Raw genomic sequence first — 18,852 nt, forward strand, 5'->3', positions numbered from 1 at the left:
GCCGGGGGCTGCGGCATGAAGCTCAAGCTGGACCTGCACGACATCTTCAACAAGGGCCAGGACATCGACCGTGCGCTGCGCGGGATCATGGACGAGGCGGTGGCGAAGAAGGCCACCCTCGTGGAGATCATCCCGGGCAAGGGGTCGGGGCAGCTCAAGAAGCGGGTGCTGCGGTTCCTCGACCAGAAGGACGTCAAACAGCTCTACCACCGGGTGGAGAAGGACTCCAAGAACTTCGGCCGCCTCTTCGTCCACTTCCGCTGGAAGTAAGAGCGGCATGGCCTCTGACCTGCACCGCAAGCCGCTGCTAGGGCCGATAAACCATGATCATGCCGTGTCCAGGCCGTCAAGGGCCTCCGGAGCAACATCGCGGCCCTGGTCCTCACCAAGTGCCTTGTCAATGGCCCGGCGGGTGCGATCTTCGCTTGCCGGTAGCAGGTGGGTGTAGGTCCGGAGGGTGAAGCCGGGTCCGCGTGGCCCAGGTAGGCCGACAGCGCCTTGATGCTTTCCCCGGCGTCCAGGAGGACCGAGGCGTAGGTGTGTCGCAGGACGTGCGTCCCGTTGTGCCGGTCGTCGGGGATGCCGGTCGCCCGGATCGCGGGCTTCCAGACGCCAGAGTTGAACATCGAGCGGGACAGCGCCAGACCAGCGGGTGTCGTCAGGTACAGCTCTACGGTTCGCGGCTCGCCGGTCAGCGTCTCCCACGGCAGGGTCACTGCGAAGCTAGGGGCGAGAGGATGGCCGCCACGCAAGCTCCTGTCATGCCGAGGAGCGGATGCTGTCCCGGTCAGGTGCTCGAAGTAGTGCCTAGCCCGTTGGGGGCGTCGATCCGTTGAACGTCAGCGAGCAGCAGGCGGGCACCTTGGCGGACGACGTTCCAGTCGGTGTTCGGGGAGCGGTTGAGGTTCCTGGCAAGCCAATGCCGTCGGTCTTCGTGTTCCCGCCGCAGCTGGACGAGGTCAAGATTCACGCCAGGTAGCCCACCGAGGCGTTCCAGCTCTTCGACCCGTTGCCCCATGTTGTACATCAGCTCGCGGTTGAGGGTGTGCACGGCCTCAAGGTATGCGCTGGTCGGGACGCTGAGCCGGACTGTGGGGTCGGCGGTGAAAACGATCTCGCCGTCGTCCTCGTGCCGCCAATCCATGGTGATCTCGTCCCGATCGCCGCGGGCGGTGCGCCAGACCCGGAGCTTGGGAGGATTGCGCAGGTAACCGAAGTCCAGGTAGTGGTCGCCGTGCCAGATCGCGGCCGTGACGACTGGATGGTCGGGCAGGTCCGCGTTCCCGTCGTCGGTCCGTTCCTCATCCGGCTCGGCCACGAACTCGAGCGGGTCACACGTCCACTGCGTGGGGTCGGAGGCGATGAATGGCTGCAGATCGTCGGGGACCGGCTCCAGCACCTCGGGTGTAAGGACAATGACGTCTTCCCAGAGCCGCGCCAGGTAGTAGTCGATGTAGGGATGCGGGTGAACCTCCCGCGTGCGGCGCAGCAGCTCCTGCCCGCCTGCTTCGAGCCAGTACCAACCCTCAGTGAGGCCGAACCAGTGGAGCCTCGGCTGGTCACTGCCCCACGGCGACACCTTGTCCAGTGGGTACAGCTCGAAGCGGAACCTGATCATTGAGGCAGTATCCCGCAACATTCGGCGGCCGATCGAGAGCCCGGAAGTAGCCGCAATCAGCGTGCGGAGGTGTCGCAGATCAGTTGGCGCACGAGTGTTGCGCATCAGTCGACGGATGACAACCAGGGTGATCCCCATGTTGTGAGAACTTTCTGTACGAGATCAAGGCGGCCCGCAACGGGCCGCACGCGCCGCCGCCTGGGCGCGTGTCCGTCGCTTCGCTGACGCTCCGACTCCGGCCACGCATATGCCCGCCGGCTGGCGCGGAAGGCGGAAGTCCAAGGGGCCGCCGCAGAACGACAGGGCGTTTGACCGGGTGATGGTGGGCCGGCAGCCGGCCGGGCCGCGCGGCCACGAGCCCGCGCGGCGTAGGGGAGCGCACGCCGGCCGCGTCGGCGAAGCTGGCGGCGGTCGCCGGGTTGCGGTTACTGCGCCTCCGGCGGGGGCGCTCGGGCTCCGAGATGGCTGCAAACCCGTCGGCGCGTTGCGGTCCGCGGGTGGTTGCGCGGACCATCCCGTCTGCCGTCGACCCGGGCAAGCCGAGCAGACCACCGCCCGACCCGCCAGCGTCCGAACGTGCGTCAAGGCCGTCTTGACATGGCGGGCCGGGCGGCGGCCCGCTCCCCAGGAGGGCGGGTCGACGGCAGACGGGATGGCGCAGGGCGCGGGGTCTTCAAGCAGGACCGCTGCTCTTGTTGCCCTGGGCGAGTGCCCTAAGGACCTGGATCATGTCGGCGGAAAAGCCTTCGCCTGCATCCCCTTCCGCTGCAGCCGTAGGGGCAGTGGGAAATGGCGTGTCAGCGGAAGGGCCGAATATCTTGGTTCCAAATAACCGCAAAATCTCCTGTCGGGCTGAGGTGTCTAGAGCGTCGGAATAAGCGCGTATCGTCTTAAGTTGAACGGCAATACTGCGGGCATCGGACTCCGAATTCCTGTGGTAGTTCGCTTGGCGGCTTGAGTAGGCAGCGAGCAGGAGAACCGGAAGGGCGATCGTTGCCCTGGCTAACTCATGCACGGTCAAGCCAGAGTCGGCGGTGCGGAAAACAACGAACCAACCAAGCCATACTCCGGCAGCTGTCGACGCGAGCAGCAGGGCGTTCCAGGTAAAGTGCCGGCGGCGCTCCGTGTCGGCTCTTTCTTGGTAGAAAGTCGCTATGCCGCTGGTAGCAGCCTGGCCGGCGGCTTCCTGCGCATCGTCGGCTATCTGCCGTACTTCCGCCCCAACTTGCTTAACCTCCTCGTGCTCTTGAAGTAGCTTTACCGAGCTGAGGAGAGCCGACATTCGCTGAAATTGGAAGTCTAGGTGCCTTCGTTCGTGCGGTCGGGGACCTTCGGCTATCGCCCGGCGTATTACCTCACTGGCCAGTGCGGTGAAGTTGCCGACCAGCAGGATTGCTTCTTTTGGCTTGGCCTTCAAGAACTGGCCTTCGTCACGCTGCATTATTTGATCGAAGTCGCGCATCATGCGACGCAGAATCGAACCGTCTTCTCTCGAAAGCCTTCCAATTACATCCAATACGCTTTCGAATATATCGTCGCCTTGGGCGGCAATAGAAGTGAGCGAATTTCGCAACCCGTTTTCTAGCGTGGGGTTTGCTTGTAACGCTTGCTGAAGCCTTCTGACGCTTGATTTAATCGACTGAACCAGAAGTTGGAACGGTGGAAGCTCATCCGCGTGCTGCTCCGCTTGATCGGTCACACCCTATCTTCCCAGGTGGGCGCAAGTAGCGGCTATCGATGCAGTGGGGTAGCAGCGAGGGTTCAGGGCACCTCGGGCAGCCGCGCTCTGCACACGCTGTGCATGCTTGCGGGGCAGCACGGCTACCTGTGACGTCGGTCTACCCGGCTACAGCGCACGTTATCCGCCTTTGCAAGGCAGGCGTCCGGGGTCCAGACCACCTTCGTATGCTGCGCGGTATCGGGAGATCATCGGGCACAGATCCGGCACAGCCGACAGCGATAACGCATGCGAAACGTCGAGAGGCACCGAGGAACGCGATCCAGGCCAGGGGCCCCTGGGTCCACTTTCTGTGGATCTGCCACCACCCAGCGGTTTAGGGGTTCGAGTCCTTAGAGGCCCACGACATAACCTGCCTGTTCTTCGTGCGAAGGTCACCGGGCATCCACAGCCACGACCTAGGCCCGATCCTGGCCAGGGCGAGGTTCCTGCCGCTCGTCACTCACTGCCCGCTGCCCAGGAGGCCGGGTCGAGTGCAGGCGGGCGGAGGACTTGCGGTGTCCATCACGACGCTTCCGAATGTTTCGCATCTGAACATTGCGAGGAAAATTCTCTTCATGCCACGTATCCCAGACGGTCTCCCCATCCTCACTGTCGATGACGGCCTTGACGGTGGCCCGTACTGCCCGAATGCGCCTGCCCCTCGTGACCGAGCTGTAAGCAGGACGCCAGATCGAGTCCACAACTAGGTCTCGCGCAGCCTCCACCACAGTGGCCGTGTCGCCGTGCAACGACCCGCCTACGACCGGGCCATCAGCCCCGACGACATGATATTCACCGAAGGTCTCCTGAGTGGTGTAGAAGCTGACGCGAGCAAGTTGGACGTAAAGCTCGACGACCGAACGCGGTAGCCCGGAACTTATGGCCTCAGCCTCGAACCGCTCGGCGGCTCGCTCAAACTCCTTCTCGGCGGCGTCGTCCTTGCTGGCCGCCCAACGCTTCTGCTCAAGATCCGACAACTGCTGCCTCACGGCACTTCGCGCAGTGCGCTTCTCCCGTGCATGTGTCAGATAGGGCACGAGGGTGCCGCCGACGACAGCACCGATCAAGGTCTGAACCACGACGTCAAACTGCACGTAGCCTCCGTCGGTTCCGCTTGACCCAACCAGGGTGCCTCAACCTGTCAAGGACAGCGACGAGCTGGTGCATGGCAGGTGCGATGTGGTGCATGGCAGGTGCGATGTGCTGCATAGCAAACGTTCCGTGAGCGATGCACAGCAATGAGCAGGCGATGTGACCACGAGCCTCAGTGCAACGCCGCTTGTCCGTTCACCCGGCCCCGACGGCCTGGTCGACGTCCTCCTCGCCGAACCATGGCTTGTACCGGACCTTGCGTTCCCAGGTGTCCCGCCACGCCTTCGGATCGTCCACACCACAACCAAGCAGGAAGCAGTCCACGGTGAAGTAGAGCGGCATGCCCCGTCCCCGGAGAAGGTGGGACAGAGACGTGTGGGAAGTCAGGTAACCACTTCGCTCAGCGCCACGCCGCGCAATCTCCCGAAGAGACGGCGCGCCCGCCCGTTCCCGGACGGCAGCGAGATCTACGACGAACTGCCTGACCTGCGGCGCCAGCACTGGCTCAGGTCGCCGCGGCGCACTCAGCCGCTGATGGAACGAGCGGTGTGCCAAACGGTCTCTCTCAAGTTCCGCTTCCACAGCACTTCGTTCACTCATCCAGTGGGCGACGGCATCGACACCACCCCAGGATTTGACGATCGCTGCTAGGACATCGCGGCTGGGAAGTCGTTTGCCCTGCAATACCGAGTACACCGTCGACCTAGCGATGCGGGTCTGCACCGCGATCTGGTCAATCGTGAGCGCGTGCTCGCCGGCGGCATCACGAAGCGCGCGCAGCTTCAGCGCGAATCTGGCGAGCGGCCCTCCGTCGTGATCGAGCGGTGTCGGCCGCCGGGGCATCTCGCTCCTCCTACGACTTTGAAGTCTCACGATGTCCGCGCTTGTCTACGTATTGTCTCACGCTGTTCACCGACAGAGGAAGCCTGGATACCGTCGCCCTAGCGGCAGATCGCTGCCAGTTGTTCAAGGAAGGACGGTTCGCCATGAGCCACGTTCGGGCGCTTTGGATCGCCTGGTCGCTCCTGTTAAGCGCGGTAATCGGCATCGTCGGCGGTGGCCTCGCCTGGTTGAACGACGAGCACCCCGCTAAGTCGATCATCGCAGGCGCAACGGCGTTCGCGGCGACCGAGACGCTGTGCCTGATGATTCTGGGGTTCCTGCTGTTTGGCACGGACCGCCCGGCGGACAAACCGCGCCCGCATCCGTAGCACGACCTCGACCGCCAGGGGAGCCTGATCGGCAGCAGTCCGCACGAGCCGACGGGGCTCCCCCCGGCGGGGGCCGGAACCCTTGGAGACACCAAGATCATGCCGTTTCCAGGCCGTCGGAGGTGAACCAACGGCGACCAGGAATGACCGTCGATGACCTGTCCAAGACCAGGTCACAGGGGAGTCTCGTCCAGTTTGATGGGCTATACATTCGCACTAGATCAATACCGCTGGAAGTAGCTCAAGCCGCTGGAGGCAGCCACGGTCACGACCTGCTGGGCTGAGCCTGCTTCAGCGGGCCGCGCAGCCAGCTATCGGCGGCGGCGTGACTGCGGAGGCGCACCACGGGAAGGTCCGGACGCCGGGCCGCCAGGGCCGCGATGCGCGCGGCCGTCTGTGAATGTGTGTTCCACGCCCAGCGGACGATGTGCTCGGGGTCGGTGAACAGGGTCCAGAGCGGCGGTTCGACGTTACCGTTCCAGAGCCGCCGGCGTCGAAGACGGCGGACGACGGTCCGCCGGACGACCTGGCGCATAACGGTGATCTTCGGCAGATCCAGCCACACCAGCAGGTCCGCGAGATCGGCGAGGTGGGCGCGAACCGCCTCGTACTGCCACTCGGTCACCCAGGAGGGGCCTGCGCTGAAGCGCCGTACGTCTTCTTCGAAGGAGGGACGTCTGGTCCACGAGGGCCCGTGGAAGAGGCCGTCGATCTCCACGTGCGGCGCCTGCAACGAGATGGCGATGCGCGAGGCGAGGGTCGTCTTTCCGGCGCCCGAGGTCCCGGCGACCAGGACGCGGCGGGGACGGCGCGGCAGGGGATCCGTGGCGTCCAGGTGCGGCATGACGGTGAGGGTAGTTCGACCGGATCGGCGACCCGTATCGCTGGACGCCTTGGTGTTCCTCAAGGGCGGTCTTGAGGAACAAGAGCCCTCCGTCAACGTCATCGGCGGGTGTGGCTAACGAATCGCGTTCAGCGCGTCTCGGAAGTCGGCAGTGGCTTGCTCGTGGGGGTAGCGACGCTGAAGTTCGACGTCAACTTCGCCGGCGACGAGCAGCAGCGAGGGCAGGGACCGCCGAGTAGCGGCGAACGCCGCCACCCCCTCCTCGACGGCCCGATCCAGCTCGCCAGCGCGCAGGGCTGTGGCGGCGAGAGTGAGTCTGGCTTCGGCCATCCGCATAGGTGACCGCTCGATGCCGTCCGATCCGGTGCCGAGACGCAGAACCTCGTTGGCGTAGTGCTCGGCGAGAGCGTCGTGTTCGGCGAGGCGGTAGGCGTCCATCGCGTAGAACAGCCATTTGCCAGGATCGACCTCGAAGTGGTTGTCGGGCCGGTCTGGCGCACCGAGGTCGTCGAGGAGCCGCCGACCTCGATCGAGCGCCGCCCGCGCGCCCTGAAGGTCGCCGAGTCGTGCCAGCGCTTTGGCTTCCTGTGCGATCAGTTGCACCCCCACCCGCTGCCGGCCGGCCGCTTCCTGCCCAGCTCGGGCGGCAGTCAACACTGCCTCGTGCCGGGACTGGGTGAGTGCGAACCAGGCCGTCATCTCCCACGCCCAGCCGGTGATGCCGGCGTGACCGGCTTCCTCGCCGAGCTGACGGGCCGCAGTGCGGGTGGCCTCGGCGCTGGCGCGCTTGCCGAGGTCGTAATCGACACAGCCGATCAGCAGCGCCAGCCAGCCTGCGCACACCAGCAGTTCGCGATGCTGCCGTAGCCCAGTGGGGCGCTGTAGCAGTCGGGCGACCTCGCGCAGCCAACCCTGACCTTCGGCGCGGAGTTCCCCGGCGTCGCGCCACCCGTACTGGCAGCACAGCTCGGTCACGGTCGCCTGCAACGCCTCGATGGTCGCGGGGGCGGTGTCGCAGGCGTGCATTCGATGTAGCAGCTCGACGGTCTCCGACGGCCGGGTGTCGGAGGCGGCGGCGATATCCAGGGCGGCGCAGGCGATCAGCTCCCCACGAGCGGCCAGGACGTCGTCGATCCGGCGGGCGAGATCCTCACCCGGTCGACGACGGCCGTTCTCGAGGCGGGAGAGGTGCCCCTTGTCGGCGGGCAGCAGCTCCGAGAGAGCGGCCAGGCTGAGGCCGCGAGCTTCCCGCGCTGTCCGCATTCGGGCGCCGAATGTTGGCATGTCTCGCGCCTCCCGCCGGAGTTGCCGGGTTGCCGATGCGGGTTGGCAACGCGCAACCCGTCGACCGATGTGAGCGTACCGCCGCAGGGTGTATCGGACGAGCACGCGCAGTGAGCGGCGGGAGGCGTGGTGGCGGTTCGGGAGCGGTTCAAGCGCTGGTGGAGCAGACGGAATCAGGTCCAGTTGGACAAGACCGGCGCAGCGACCTGCTATCCACAGCGGTCCGGCGCGCTTGGAATCACGGCGCGCGACGGCAACCGCGACGGTGGGCGGGCGGTTCTCTGATGGCCGGAGAGTGGGAGACGGCACGGGCCAATCGGGCTGAACGGTCGGTGTCAGCGCTCGATCGCCGGATGGACGGGGAGCACCTGCCGCGCCGGCCGCAGTGGCACTGTCAGACGTGCGCGGCAGATACGCCCTGGCCGTGCCATCCGGCGCGGGTACGCCTGGCCGAGGCGTACGGGTGTGACCGCATCGGCCTTTCCATCTACGTCAGTGGGCTGCTCTTCGTCGTCGTCGTGGAGCTGCCCGAGGTGGCGCCGGCCGAGTTGTACGAGCGGTTCGTGGCCTGGACGCGCTGATAGGCGGCGTCCACCCAGGCGACGGGTCATGTCCTACTCCGACTGGGCGCACTGTCACAGGCTGGCGGTGAGGAGGCCGCACGCGGCCAGCGGTAGCACCGCGCTGAGGGTGCCCACCAGGGCCGACGAGCGATTCCGCGTACGGGGGACCAGCACTGCTAGCGTCACCAGGCTGACCAGCAGCGCGAGGAACATCGCCGGCAGGGCGACGTAAAGCCCGAACAGCAGCATCCGGGACCGTTCCGAGTCGCACACCTCCCCGCAGCCCGCCGGAACCGAGCCGGAGAGCGTGCCGAGGAACAGGCCGAACGCCACGACGATGGCCAGATACCAGCCGATCATCACCAGGAACGCGGCCCTGCTGCTGACGTCGGGGCGCGGCGGCGACAGGGCCATCAGCCGCCGGGCCGACCGGACGGCGGCGTTGGTGCCACGGTGACGAGCCGGGCCGTCGGCTTCAAGTTGGCGCAGAGTTCCCGGGGGAAGGTAATCGCTGCCTTGCGGACCGCGTCGCACCCACCCGACGTGGTCCGGGCGATGATCGACCATCCGGCCGGCTCGTTCCGCAGGAAGTAGCGCCGTAGGGCGGTGTTCACCTCGCACCCCGGGCGCGGCTCGACGCCGCACGATGCCGGGTCGTCCGGCACCGTCATGACCAGCCACTTCCCGTCGCAGGCTTCGACATGACCCTGGGAGTGGCGGGACACGTCCATCCCCCGTACGGCCGCACGCGTCCAGGTCGGGTCGCAGCGATCCTTGGGTGGGTTACAGCCCAGGTTCTCGTCGCAGCGGTTGTAGGCGCCGTTCTTCAGCGCCCATGTCTTCTGGTTGAGCGACAGCGCGCGGTCGCCGATCGGCTCCGCCGACGTAAGGGTCACCTCGGCCGGCGCGAAGGTCGGGCAGGCGCCAACGATGGCGGACCCGGCCGAATCCTGCACGATGTCGGCAAAGATGACGCCGTTCTCCTCGGTCTGGTTGTCGACCCGCACGTTGCGGGAGCAACCATCGCCACCAGCGAGCGCCTCGACCTGCACGGTCACCGCCCGGGCACCCGGACCGGGCGTCACGCCGCTCACCTCGGCCTGGTAGGTGCTCCACGCGGCGGACGCGCTGGGTGCGGCGTCTCCGGGCCGTGTCTGCGGCGCCGCGCAGGCAGCCACTCCCGGCAGCACGGCAGTCAACAGGCAGAGAACGGTCGCAAGCCGGCGCATGGGTGGCATTCTGCCCGGCCGTGCCACGTCCCGCGGCCCCGGTTGAGCGATCGACTCCAGGTCGGCGAGCTGGCGCCGATCACCTCCTGACGAGGAGGGCGCACGCGGCCAGCGTGCCCACGACGAGGGACGAACGGATCCGTGCTGGCATCGCCGGCTCGACCGGACCACGTCCGCGCGGAGTGGGTGGCTACTAGGTTTCGAAACATGTCATCTGGACCTTCGCGCCACCGCCCCGGAGTTGGTTGGCTGGTCCGCCGGCTGCCGACCCGGGCGGTCGAGGCGGCGTCCCACCTCCAGGCCTTCGTGCTCTCCGGTGTGGTCACCGTGCTGGCCCTGCGGGCGTACCTGGAGGCCACCGACTATCCGCAGCTCGGCGGTGGCGGCCTGCACATCGCGCATGTGCTCTGGGGCGGCCTGCTGCTCGCGGTCGGCCTGGGAATCCCGCTGATCTTCCTGGGCGAAGGGCCACGCACAGCTGGGGCGATCGTGGGCGGCGTCGGGTTCGGCCTGTTCATCGACGAGGTGGGCAAGTTCGTCACCACCGGCACCGACTACTTCTACGCCCCGGCTGCCGCCATCATCTACGTCGCGTTCGCGCTGCTCGTCCTGCTCACCCAGGCGGTACGTGGGCGTACCGGTCGATCCGAGTTGACCCCGGCCGAGCGTACGGCCAACGCGCTGGACGTGGTGCTCAGCGGTCAGCCCGGCGGGCTGACCGACCGGCGCCGGTCGGACGTGCGGCGTCTCGTGCGGGGCGCCGGGCCGGCCGCCGAGGCGGCCGTGGAGCAGTTGCTGGACACGATGCCCCGACGTGAGCCGCCGCCGGTCCGGTTCTGGCAGCGGGCTGCGGACCGGGCCCGGCGTCTCGCCACCTGGGCGACCCGGCAGCGCTGGCTGGTCTGGCTGGTGGTGGTCTACCTGGTGGTGGAGCCGGTGCTGGTCGTGGTGGCGGTGCTGCTGGACGGTGTGACCGGAGAACTGGACCAGGAGCGCGAGTGGGGCGCGGTGGTAGGTGTCACCGCCACCGCGCTGGTCACGGCGGTGCTCAGTCTGCGGGCGGCGTGGCTGCTGCGCTCGAACCGGATCGAGGCGTTCCGGTTCTTCAAGCTCGCGCTGCTGGTCAACCTGCTGTTCGGGCAGGTCTTCAACTTCACGGTCAACCAGTTCAACGCGGTAGCCGTGGTCGCGATCGACCTGGCCCTGCTGGGGGTGGTGACCGCCGAGCACCGCCGGTTGCGGCGCGCAGCCGACAGGGGTGACCCCGTTGACGCTCCATAGGATGGCTCACCGACCACGGTCCCAGTGAGAGGGCGTTTCCGATGGTGAACAGAAGCGACGTCGAGGCCGCTGCCGCGCTGGTCGCCGGGCGGGTCCGCGAAACTCCGGTCATCGCTGTCGACGGTGCTGACCTGGGCGTGCCCGGCCAGCTCAGCCTCAAGTTGGAGCTGCACCAGCACACCGGCTCGTTCAAGCCGCGTGGCGCGTTCAACCGGATGCTCCAGGGGCCGCTGCCGTCGGCCGGGGTGATCGCCGCCTCCGGTGGCAACCACGGGCTCGCGGTGGCGTACGCGGCCCGGTCGCTGGGCGTGACGGCGGAGGTTTTCGTGCCGGTGACCTCGTCGCCGGTGAAGGTGCAGCGGCTGGCCGGGCTGGGCGCGCAGGTGCGGCAGGTAGGCCAGCACTACGCCGAGGCCCTGGCGGCGAGCACCGAGCGGGCGCGGGAGACCGGCGCGCTGGTCGTGCACGCGTACGACCAGCCGGAGGTGGTGGCCGGTCAGGGCACCGTCGGGCGGGAGTTGGAGGCGCAGCTCGACGGGGTCGACACGGTGCTGGTGGCGGTCGGCGGTGGTGGACTGGTGTCCGGCATCGCGAGCTGGTTCGACGGGTCGGTGCGGGTCGTCGCCGTCGAACCCGAGCAGATCCCCACCCTGCACTCCGCGCTCAAGGCGGGCCGGCCGGTGGACATCGAGGTCGGCGGCGTCGCCACGGACTCGCTGGGCGCCCGCCGGATCGGCGACATCGCGTTCGACACCGCCCGCCGGACCGGTGTGGTCTCCGTGCTGGTCAGCGACGAGGACCTGGTGCGGGCGCGTCGACTGCTCTGGTCGGAGCTGCGGGTCGCCGCCGAGTTCGGTGGTGCCGCGGCGTTGGCCGCGCTGGTCGGTGGCGCGTACGTGCCGCAGGCGGGGGAGCGGGTGGCGGTGATCGTCTGCGGCGGCAACACCGACCCGAGTGACCTGGGTCCGGCCGCGCCGCACTGACCGGGCACCGTAGGTGGGTGGTGCGTCCGCGGGTGCAGAGCAAGGGCCGCGGGTCCGGCGGGGAGCACCCCCGCCGGACCATGACCCGTCTCGTCAGAGGGGATACGTGCGGGCGACCGCCAGCATCTCGGAGCTGTGCGATCCGACCACGCCGACGGCCGGCGGCCGGGGCCGGAAGCCGGGCAGCGCGTCCAGCCCGTCACTGGCGTCCATCGCCCGCAGCGCCACCTGCGCGGCGATCGGCCGCAGCGTCAACGTGACCTCGACGCCCTCCGCCGGTGGGGCGTGGAAGACCAGTCCGAAGCCCCACCTGCCCGCGCGGGGCTCCACCGGCACCTGACGGCCGGCCACCTCGGCGCGCAACACGGTGGCGGTCGCCGTGTCGACGTGCAGGGTGGCGAGCCGGACCGCCCGCTGCGGGGTGAGTCGCAGCCGCAGCGTGCGCTCACCGCCGGCGCTGGTGTCGGCAAGCACCTCGAGCTTCGGCGCCGGCAGGTTCGCCGCCTGCGCCGGGCCGGCCCGCAGCTCCGCGTCGCCCAGGCCGGGGAAGTCGTCCGCCACGCTGGCCACCTCGTCCACGTAGCCGTCCGTCCACGGCTGCGGGTCGCTCTCGCGGCTCAGCCAGCGGGCCTGGCCGGTGCCGGCGTCCAGGGCGTACATCAGGTGGGTGGGCGCGGGGTGGGCGGCGTCGAAGCGGTCCACGGCCAGCCCGACCCCGGCGAGCACCACCGCCGCCAGGGCGGCGGCCCCGGCCGGCAGCACCGCGAGTCGTCGGGCCCGCAGCGCCACCAGGCCGCGCTGCCCGCCGGCCTGCGGGTGCAGCAGGTCGACCACCGGCAGCGCGGTCAGGCCGAGCAGCACCGCGACCAGCGCGGCCACCCCACCCATCGCCATGCCCAACGCGGGGAAGAGCAGCACCACTGTCGGCAGCAGGATCACCACGCCGACCGCGGCGGCGGCCGTCACCGCCACCACCGGCCACGGCCCGGTCTGCCGGGTCCGCAGCGCGACCAGCCCGCCGAGGGCGCCGGCCAGGGCCGGCAGAGTGGTGAGGTACGCCCCGCCGGGCACCGCCACGGCGAGCAGCACCCCGAGCAGCGCCAGCCAGGCCAGCCCGCCGACGGCGAGCGCGGCCGGGCCGATCCGGCGGCGGACCAGCGCGTACCAGGTGAACAGGATGGCGGCGGCGAGCGCCAGCACGGCCAACCGGTACCAGATCGGCCGGTACGGGTCGAGCAGTTCCGCGTACCCCGGACGGATCGCGGTGATCGCCAGCCAGAGCAGTTGGGCGGCGACCGGCGCGGCCACGATCGGCACGAGAGCCAGGCCGAAGCCGGCGGCCAGCCGTCCCGTGCTGGCCCGACCGCTGCGGCGGGTCAGCCAGCCCAGCGCCGCGACGGCGAGCACCGCGAGCACTGCCAGCGGAAGGACGAGCCAGCCCGGGTAGCGGACCAGCCCACGCGGGACCGGGAAGTAGGTGGCGTCGTACCCGGAGCGCAGGTCGGTGAGGTCGGTGCGGCCGAACTCCCGGGCCAGGCCCAGCGCGTTGTCCCCGTGCTGCTGAAGGCTGCTCCGGTCCATCGCGGCCGGGGTGTCCAACGGCGTGTGGTAGATCGCGCCGCCGTCGATGTACGCCGAGTTCAGCCCGACGAACTTCTGGTCCAGAAAGGCGGTGAAGTCGGTGTCGTTGGGCAGCGCCCGGTAGATCTCCACCGCGAACGAGGTGCCGACCGGGTGCGGGGCGGCCCGGCCGAAGACGTCCACCAGCTTCGCGTTGTTCTTCGACGTCTCGAACATGATCACCGGGCCGGTGGAGCCACGCGCCTCGAGGTTGAGCACCACGCCGCCGTCGGCGGCGAGCGGGTGGCTCGCGGCGAACGCCGCCGCGCCGCAGAGACACGCCTCCTCGGCGTCGGTAAGCACGAAGACGATGTCGTTGCGGGGTCGGGGGCCGGTGCTCAGCGCGCGGGCCACCTCCAGGATGGCCGAGGTGCCGGCCGCGTCGTCGTTGCCGCCGGGCCCGGTCTGCACCGAGTCGTAGTGGGCGACCAGGAACACCCGTCCCGTCGGGTCGGTGCCGGGCAGTCGGGCCACGACGTTGCGCACCCGGGCCACTGTCGCCCCGCCGGCCGCCCCACTGAGCTGACCGGCCTCCGGCGCGACGGTGTCCTGCACCTCCGTCTCCAGGCCCAGGCCGCGCAACTGCTGCTCGACGTGCGCGCGAACCTGGTCGTTGGCCGGGCTCCCGGCGACGTGCGATCGGGCCGCGATCACCTGGACGTCCTCGTACGCCCGGGTGGCGCTGAACTCGCCGGCCGGCGCGTCCGCCGGTCTCGGCGTCGGGGTGCGCAGGTCGAGCAGACTGCCGGCGCCGACGGCCGCCAGCGCGACAAGCGCCGCCGCGGCGGCCAGCAGCCGTCGGCGCGGTCGGGTCAGCGCACGGTTGGCCGGGGGTACGCCCGGACCCGGCCGGAGCGGTACGCCGGCCGTGACGGGGGTGGGGGGTGCGCCCATCCGAACTCCTCGAAGGTGGTGGGGCCTGGGGTGGCACCATCCTGCCCTCCGGCGGCCGGGGACGGGATGGCCGGGCGTCCACCGACTTCCGCCCGTCGGCGGGTCGCTCGGCCACCCGGGCACCGACCGGCCGCCCGGTTTGTCCCCTGGCGGGCAGTGATCCGGCCCATCCCCGCCCGTGCCGCGCCCATCGTGTTGTGTGCGACCGTTGTCTAATACAGGATCAGCAGGGCACTCGGAAGGAGCCCGACATCACCAGCGAACTCCCGCGTCTCGCGGCGGTGACCCGGCCGCACCGGGGAGGCGGCCTGACCGCGTCCCCCGTTGTGCCGTACCCGCACGGTGGCCTGGCGCGGCACGGCAACGTGCCGCCCGGCGAACGGTTGCGGGTGCTGCTGGTGGAGGACGACGAAGGCGACGCCTTCCTCGTCGGTGAGCTGCTCGCCGAGACGAACTCGATGATCGACCTGGTGGTCGCGACCAGCCTCAGCGAGGCGCGGCAGCGGATCACCGGCGTCGACTGCGTCCTGCTCGACCTGGGTCTGCCCGACGCGCAGGGGCTGGACGGGCTGCGCCAGGTGCTGGAGATGTCCAGTGGGGCCGCCGTCTGCGTGCTGACCGGCCGCTCGGACGAGCACCTGGGCATCGTGGCGGTCGCCGAGGGCGCACAGGACTACCTGGTCAAGGGTCAGGTCGACGGGGTGCTGCTGACGCGGGCCCTGCGCTACGCGGTCGAGCGTAAGCGCGCCGACGTGAACGCCCGCCGGCTCCGTGAGGTCGAGTTGCGCCAGGCCGAGTCGGCACGACTCGAACGTGGCCTGCTGCCCCAGCCGCTGATGACCACCGACCAGGTGGCGGTGCACACCTTCTACCGGCCGGGTCGGCACGCCGCGCTGATCGGCGGGGACTTCTTCGACGTGGTGCAGACCCGTCCGGACCGTCTCGACCTGATCGTCGGGGACGTCTGCGGGCACGGGGTGGACGAGGCCGCGCTCGGTGTGGAACTGCGGGTGGCCTGGCGGGCGCTGGTGCTCGCCGGGGTGCCGGACGACGAGGTGCTGCCCGCACTGGAGCAGGTGCTGATGAGTGAGCGCCGACTTCAGGAGATCTTCGCGACGGTGGCCACCACCCGACTCGACCTGGACGCCAATCGGGCCACCGTCCGACTCGCCGGGCATCCGCCGCCGCTGCTGCTCTCCGGTGGCCGGGTCGTCCCGGTGCCCGCGCCCGGCGGCCTGCTGCTGGGCGTACGACCTCGCCGGCCGATCGCCTACGACCTGGAGTTCGACACCGATGACTGGTCCCTGTTGATGTACACCGATGGCCTGATCGAGGGGCGGGTGGGCGCCGGCAACGAACGGCTCGACGTGCCGGGCCTGAGTGGGCTGCTCGACGAGCCGGCCAACCGGGAGGTGTCCCTGCCCGAGCTGCCGGCCTGGCTGGTCGGTCGGGCCGAGCAGATCAACGGCGGCCCGCTCGCCGACGACGTGGCCATGCTGCTGGTCAGCCGCGGTGGTGGCCGGTGACGCCGGTGAGCGGCGGCTGGAGTCTGCGCCGCCGGGTCATCACGCTGCTCACCATCGTGGGCGTGCTGCTGATCGGCCTGGCCACCGCGGAGGCGGCGATGGCCGCCCGCAACCGCACCCAGATCGACGCCATCCTGAACCAGACCGGCCCGCTGCGGGTGCAGTCGCAGGAACTGCTGAACGCGGTGCTCGACCAGGAGACGGCGGTTCGCGGGTACGCGGTCAGCGGTGACCCGGCCGACCTGGGTCCGTACCAGGCTGGGCTCGACCAGGAGAAGGCCACCATCGCCGCGATGCGAGGGCTGCTCGACGACTACCCGCAGATCGGCCAGGAGCTGCGGGTCGTCGAGGAGACGGCCGAGCAGTGGCGCGAGAGCGTGGCCGAGCCGGTCATCGCCACCACCGAACAGGATGGCACCCGCGCCGGCCAGGCGTTGGTCACCGAGCAGGCACGGCAGCGGTTCGACGAGGTGCGTTCGGCGGTCGGCGACCTCCAGGATGAGATCCTGGCCGCCCGCGAGAAGTCCGCCGCGAACGTCCGCAACAGCAGCAACCTGCTGGTCCTCCTGCTGATCATCGCGGCCCTGGTGGTGGTCGTGGCCGGCGCGGTGCTGCTGCTCTCGCTGGACCGGATGGTGATCCGGCCGCTGACCGGGCTGGCCACCCAGGTCCGCGAGGTCGCCGAGGGTGACTACCAGCACCGCATCGCCACCGTCGGCCCACCCGAGTTCATCCGGCTCGGCGACGACGTGGACGCGATGCGCCAGAAGATCGCCTCCGACCTGGCCGAGGTGCGCGAGGCCCGCGAGCGCATCGAGTGGGTCAACAGCCAGCTCCAGAAGCAGGCCGAGGAGCTCACCCGGTCCAACCGTGACCTGGAGCAGTTCGCGTACGTGGCCTCGCACGACCTGCAGGAGCCGCTGCGCAAGGTGGCCAGCTTCTGCCAGCTGCTCCAGCGCCGCTACGCCGGGCAGCTCGACGAGCGGGCCGACCAGTACATCGCCTTCGCGGTGGACGGCGCGCAGCGGATGCAGCGCCTGATCAACGACCTGCTCGCGTTCTCCCGGATCGGCCGGCTCACCACAGGCTTCGTCGACGTCGACCTCAACAAGGTGATGGGCGACGTGGCCGGCCAGACCGAGGCGGCCCGGCAGTACGCCGACGCCGAGCTGACCTGGACCGAGCTGCCGGTGATCCGTGGCGAGGAGCCGCTGCTCACCAACCTGCTGGCCAACCTGGTCAGCAACTCGATCAAGTTCCGCCGTCCCGACGCGCCGCCGAAGGTGCACATCTCGGCCCGGCTGGTCGGGGCCGAGTGGGAGATCAGCTGCCAGGACAACGGCATCGGCATCGAGCCGGAGTTCGCCGACAAGATCTTCGTGATCTTCCAGCGGCTCCACTCGAAGGACGCGTACCCGGGCACCGGCATCGGGTTGGCGATCGTCAAGAAGATCGTGGAATATCACGGCGGCCGGGTCTGGGTGGACACCGACGTACCGGAGGGCACTGCCATCCGGTTCACCCTCCCGGCACGCCCCGAGGACGTGGAGGCGGCTGCCGCCGCCGACCCTGCCGAGCAGCCGCAATCGGCCACGGCGGGGGACACGACGCCCGCGGACGAGGCGTCGTCCGCGCTGCCGGAGCATTCCGCCGGGGCGGACCAGCCGGACCGGGCCGACGGGCCGCCGGAAAGCGGTAGAACGGGTGACATGAGGGAGACGGTGGGATGACCGCGCCGGCGGATGGCAAGAGCCCGATCGAGGTCCTGCTCGTGGAGGACGATCCGGGCGACGTGTTGATGACCCAGGAGGCGTTCGAGGAGCACAAGCTGCGCAACCGGCTGACCGTCGTCTCCGACGGCGCCGAGGCGCTCGCCTACCTGCGCCGGGAGGGGCAGTACGCCGACGCGGTGGCGCCCGACCTGATCCTGCTCGACCTCAACCTGCCCCGCCGCGACGGCCGGGAGGTGCTTGAGGAGATCAAGAAGGACGACGAGCTGCGCCGGATCCCGGTGGTCGTGCTCACCACCTCCCAGGCCGACGAGGACATCCTGCGCAGTTACCAGCTGCACGCCAACGCCTACGTGACCAAGCCGGTGGACTTCGAGCGCTTCATCTCCGTGGTCCGGCAGATCGACGAGTTCTTCGTCAGCGTGGTCAAGCTGCCGCCTCGTGGCTGACACCCTGCTCGACGACGTCGGTGACCTGCTCGTGGAGGCCGCCGACCAGGTCGTGCTGCCGCTGTTCCGCAAGCTCGACGACGCCGACGTGTCGGAGAAGGCGCCCGGCGAGGTGGTCACCGTCGCCGACCGTCGCGCCGAAGAGTTGATCTCCGCTGGGCTGCGCAGGCTGCGGCCGGGCTCGACTGTCGTGGGTGAGGAGGGCGTCGCCGACGATCCGGGGCTGCTGCGGCACCTGCGCGACAGCGGGGACGTGTGGCTGGTCGACCCGGTCGACGGCACCGCCAACTTCGCCGCCGGCCGCAGGCCGTTCGCCCTGATGGTGGCCCTGCTGACCGACGGCCGCCCGACCGCCGGGTGGATTCTCGACCCGCTGGCCGGGACGCTGGCCGCCGGTCGGGTCGACGAGGGCACCCTGCTCAACGGCCAGCCGGTCGACGCCGCCGACGCGGTGCCGCCACTGGGCGAGCTGCGCGGCGCGGCGATGACGCGGTTCCTGCCGGCGGAGGCCCGCGACCGGGTCCGCGCCGGCGGTCGGCGGCTCGGCGAGCTGCTGCCCGGCCAGCACTGTGCCGGCCGGGAATACCTGGACATCCTCACCGGCGAGCAGCAGTTCACCCTCTTCTGGCGCACCCTGCCGTGGGACCACGCGCCGGGCGTCCTGCTGGTCCGCGCCGCGGGTGGTGTGGCCCGCCGGTTCGACGGCGTCGACTACCACCCGGCCGACGAGGGCCGAGGGCTGCTCGTCGCTGCCAACGAACAGGTCTGGACCGAGGTGCACGACGCCCTGCTCGGCTCCTGATCCGCC

The 18,852-nt window shown here is 69.6% G+C and carries 18 protein-coding genes; 9 read left to right on the forward strand and 9 right to left on the reverse strand.

Going from position 1 to position 18,852, the window contains the following annotated elements; genetic code table 11:
- Positions 1-15: 15 nt before the first annotated feature.
- Positions 16-270, forward strand: a complete 255-nt coding sequence (locus B0E54_RS06820) for a Smr/MutS family protein (protein ID WP_088987488.1) — start codon at positions 16-18, stop codon at positions 268-270.
- Positions 271-787: 517 nt separating this feature from the next.
- Here B0E54_RS06820 and B0E54_RS06825 read toward each other — a convergent pair.
- The 4 genes from B0E54_RS06825 to B0E54_RS06840 all read right to left on the reverse strand — a co-directional run bounded on the left by B0E54_RS06825 (position 788) and on the right by B0E54_RS06840 (position 5,273).
- Complete coding sequence (locus B0E54_RS06825) at positions 788-1,618, reverse strand: DUF5984 family protein (RefSeq protein ID WP_234582402.1); 831 nt, start codon at positions 1,616-1,618, stop codon at positions 788-790.
- Between the two features lie 673 nt (positions 1,619-2,291).
- Positions 2,292-3,317: a hypothetical protein gene (locus tag B0E54_RS06830; protein WP_234582403.1), complete on the reverse strand. Its 1,026-nt coding sequence runs from the start codon at positions 3,315-3,317 to the stop codon at positions 2,292-2,294.
- 437 nt (positions 3,318-3,754) lie between these two features.
- Entirely contained in the window at positions 3,755-4,432 is a 678-nt protein-coding gene (locus tag B0E54_RS06835; protein WP_234582404.1) for a hypothetical protein, read from the reverse strand.
- Positions 4,433-4,625: 193 nt separating this feature from the next.
- Entirely contained in the window at positions 4,626-5,273 is a 648-nt protein-coding gene (locus B0E54_RS06840) for a helix-turn-helix transcriptional regulator (protein WP_234582405.1), read from the reverse strand.
- 143 nt (positions 5,274-5,416) lie between these two features.
- Here B0E54_RS06840 and B0E54_RS06845 point away from each other — a divergent pair, with 143 nt between their 5' ends.
- Positions 5,417-5,641: a hypothetical protein gene (locus tag B0E54_RS06845; protein ID WP_234582406.1), complete on the forward strand. Its 225-nt coding sequence runs from the start codon at positions 5,417-5,419 to the stop codon at positions 5,639-5,641.
- Between the two features lie 265 nt (positions 5,642-5,906).
- Here B0E54_RS06845 and B0E54_RS06850 read toward each other — a convergent pair whose 3' ends face one another.
- Together B0E54_RS06850 and B0E54_RS06855 are read right to left on the reverse strand one after the other, a co-directional pair.
- Positions 5,907-6,485: an AAA family ATPase gene (locus B0E54_RS06850; protein WP_234582407.1), complete on the reverse strand. Its 579-nt coding sequence runs from the start codon at positions 6,483-6,485 to the stop codon at positions 5,907-5,909.
- Positions 6,486-6,599: 114 nt separating this feature from the next.
- Positions 6,600-7,874, reverse strand: a complete 1,275-nt coding sequence (locus tag B0E54_RS06855) for a helix-turn-helix domain-containing protein (RefSeq protein WP_234582408.1) — start codon at positions 7,872-7,874, stop codon at positions 6,600-6,602.
- 248 nt (positions 7,875-8,122) lie between these two features.
- Between B0E54_RS06855 and B0E54_RS06860 the strand changes: the two genes are divergently transcribed.
- Entirely contained in the window at positions 8,123-8,350 is a 228-nt protein-coding gene (locus tag B0E54_RS06860) for a hypothetical protein (RefSeq protein WP_234582409.1), read from the forward strand.
- A gap of 54 nt (positions 8,351-8,404) precedes the next feature.
- Here B0E54_RS06860 and B0E54_RS06865 read toward each other — a convergent pair whose 3' ends face one another.
- Together B0E54_RS06865 and B0E54_RS06870 are read right to left on the reverse strand one after the other, a co-directional pair.
- Positions 8,405-8,746 (reverse strand): hypothetical protein, encoded by a 342-nt coding sequence (locus B0E54_RS06865; protein WP_234582410.1) that lies wholly within the window; start codon positions 8,744-8,746, stop codon positions 8,405-8,407.
- Entirely contained in the window at positions 8,746-9,390 is a 645-nt protein-coding gene (locus B0E54_RS06870) for a hypothetical protein (RefSeq protein WP_234582411.1), read from the reverse strand. The genes B0E54_RS06865 and B0E54_RS06870 overlap by 1 nt, the downstream gene beginning before the upstream one ends.
- 432 nt (positions 9,391-9,822) lie before the next feature.
- On the opposite strand from B0E54_RS06870, the gene B0E54_RS06875 reads away from it, so the two are divergent.
- Positions 9,823-10,842, forward strand: a complete 1,020-nt coding sequence (locus B0E54_RS06875) for a hypothetical protein (protein WP_234582436.1) — start codon at positions 9,823-9,825, stop codon at positions 10,840-10,842.
- 41 nt (positions 10,843-10,883) lie between these two features.
- Complete coding sequence (locus B0E54_RS06880; protein ID WP_234582412.1) at positions 10,884-11,825, forward strand: threonine/serine dehydratase; 942 nt, start codon at positions 10,884-10,886, stop codon at positions 11,823-11,825.
- Between the two features lie 93 nt (positions 11,826-11,918).
- Here the strand turns inward: B0E54_RS06880 and B0E54_RS06885 are convergent, their stop codons facing one another.
- A complete protein-coding gene (locus B0E54_RS06885) occupies positions 11,919-14,339 on the reverse strand; it encodes a M28 family peptidase (RefSeq protein WP_234582413.1) in 2,421 nt (806 codons plus the stop codon).
- A gap of 326 nt (positions 14,340-14,665) precedes the next feature.
- On the opposite strand from B0E54_RS06885, the gene B0E54_RS06890 reads away from it, so the two are divergent.
- The 4 genes from B0E54_RS06890 to B0E54_RS06905 are packed head-to-tail and all read left to right on the forward strand — an operon-like array spanning position 14,666 to position 18,846.
- A complete protein-coding gene (locus B0E54_RS06890) occupies positions 14,666-15,865 on the forward strand; it encodes a PP2C family protein-serine/threonine phosphatase (protein WP_234582414.1) in 1,200 nt (399 codons plus the stop codon).
- Entirely contained in the window at positions 15,862-17,595 is a 1,734-nt protein-coding gene (locus B0E54_RS06895; protein ID WP_234582415.1) for an ATP-binding protein, read from the forward strand. The genes B0E54_RS06890 and B0E54_RS06895 overlap by 4 nt, the downstream gene beginning before the upstream one ends.
- The gene (locus tag B0E54_RS06900; RefSeq protein WP_234582416.1) at positions 17,592-18,044 is read left to right on the forward strand and encodes a response regulator; all 453 of its coding nucleotides are present in this window, start codon (positions 17,592-17,594) and stop codon (positions 18,042-18,044) included. Before B0E54_RS06895 ends, B0E54_RS06900 begins: the two co-directional genes overlap by 4 nt.
- Complete coding sequence (locus B0E54_RS06905) at positions 18,037-18,846, forward strand: inositol monophosphatase (RefSeq protein ID WP_234582417.1); 810 nt, start codon at positions 18,037-18,039, stop codon at positions 18,844-18,846. The genes B0E54_RS06900 and B0E54_RS06905 overlap by 8 nt, the downstream gene beginning before the upstream one ends.
- Positions 18,847-18,852: the final 6 nt, after the last annotated feature.

Origin of the sequence: Micromonospora sp. MH99, assembly GCF_021442385.1 — a bacterium.
Classification (GTDB): Bacteria; Actinomycetota; Actinomycetes; order Mycobacteriales; family Micromonosporaceae; genus Micromonospora.

Excerpts from the sequence above, each read along its gene's own strand:
- B0E54_RS06860 (WP_234582409.1), top strand. The coding sequence starts at position 8,123 with ATGGACGGGGAGCACCTGCCGCGCCGGCCGCAGTGGCACTGTCAGACG.
- B0E54_RS06885 (WP_234582413.1), bottom strand. The coding sequence starts at position 14,339 with ATGGGCGCACCCCCCACCCCCGTCACGGCCGGCGTACCGCTCCGGCCG.
- B0E54_RS06880 (WP_234582412.1), top strand. The coding sequence starts at position 10,884 with ATGGTGAACAGAAGCGACGTCGAGGCCGCTGCCGCGCTGGTCGCCGGG.
- B0E54_RS06850 (WP_234582407.1), bottom strand. The coding sequence starts at position 6,485 with ATGCCGCACCTGGACGCCACGGATCCCCTGCCGCGCCGTCCCCGCCGC.
- B0E54_RS06820 (WP_088987488.1), top strand. The coding sequence starts at position 16 with ATGAAGCTCAAGCTGGACCTGCACGACATCTTCAACAAGGGCCAGGAC.
- B0E54_RS06825 (WP_234582402.1), bottom strand. The coding sequence starts at position 1,618 with ATGATCAGGTTCCGCTTCGAGCTGTACCCACTGGACAAGGTGTCGCCG.
- B0E54_RS06900 (WP_234582416.1), top strand. The coding sequence starts at position 17,592 with ATGACCGCGCCGGCGGATGGCAAGAGCCCGATCGAGGTCCTGCTCGTG.
- B0E54_RS06865 (WP_234582410.1), bottom strand. The coding sequence starts at position 8,746 with ATGGCCCTGTCGCCGCCGCGCCCCGACGTCAGCAGCAGGGCCGCGTTC.
- B0E54_RS06845 (WP_234582406.1), top strand. The coding sequence starts at position 5,417 with ATGAGCCACGTTCGGGCGCTTTGGATCGCCTGGTCGCTCCTGTTAAGC.
- B0E54_RS06840 (WP_234582405.1), bottom strand. The coding sequence starts at position 5,273 with ATGCCCCGGCGGCCGACACCGCTCGATCACGACGGAGGGCCGCTCGCC.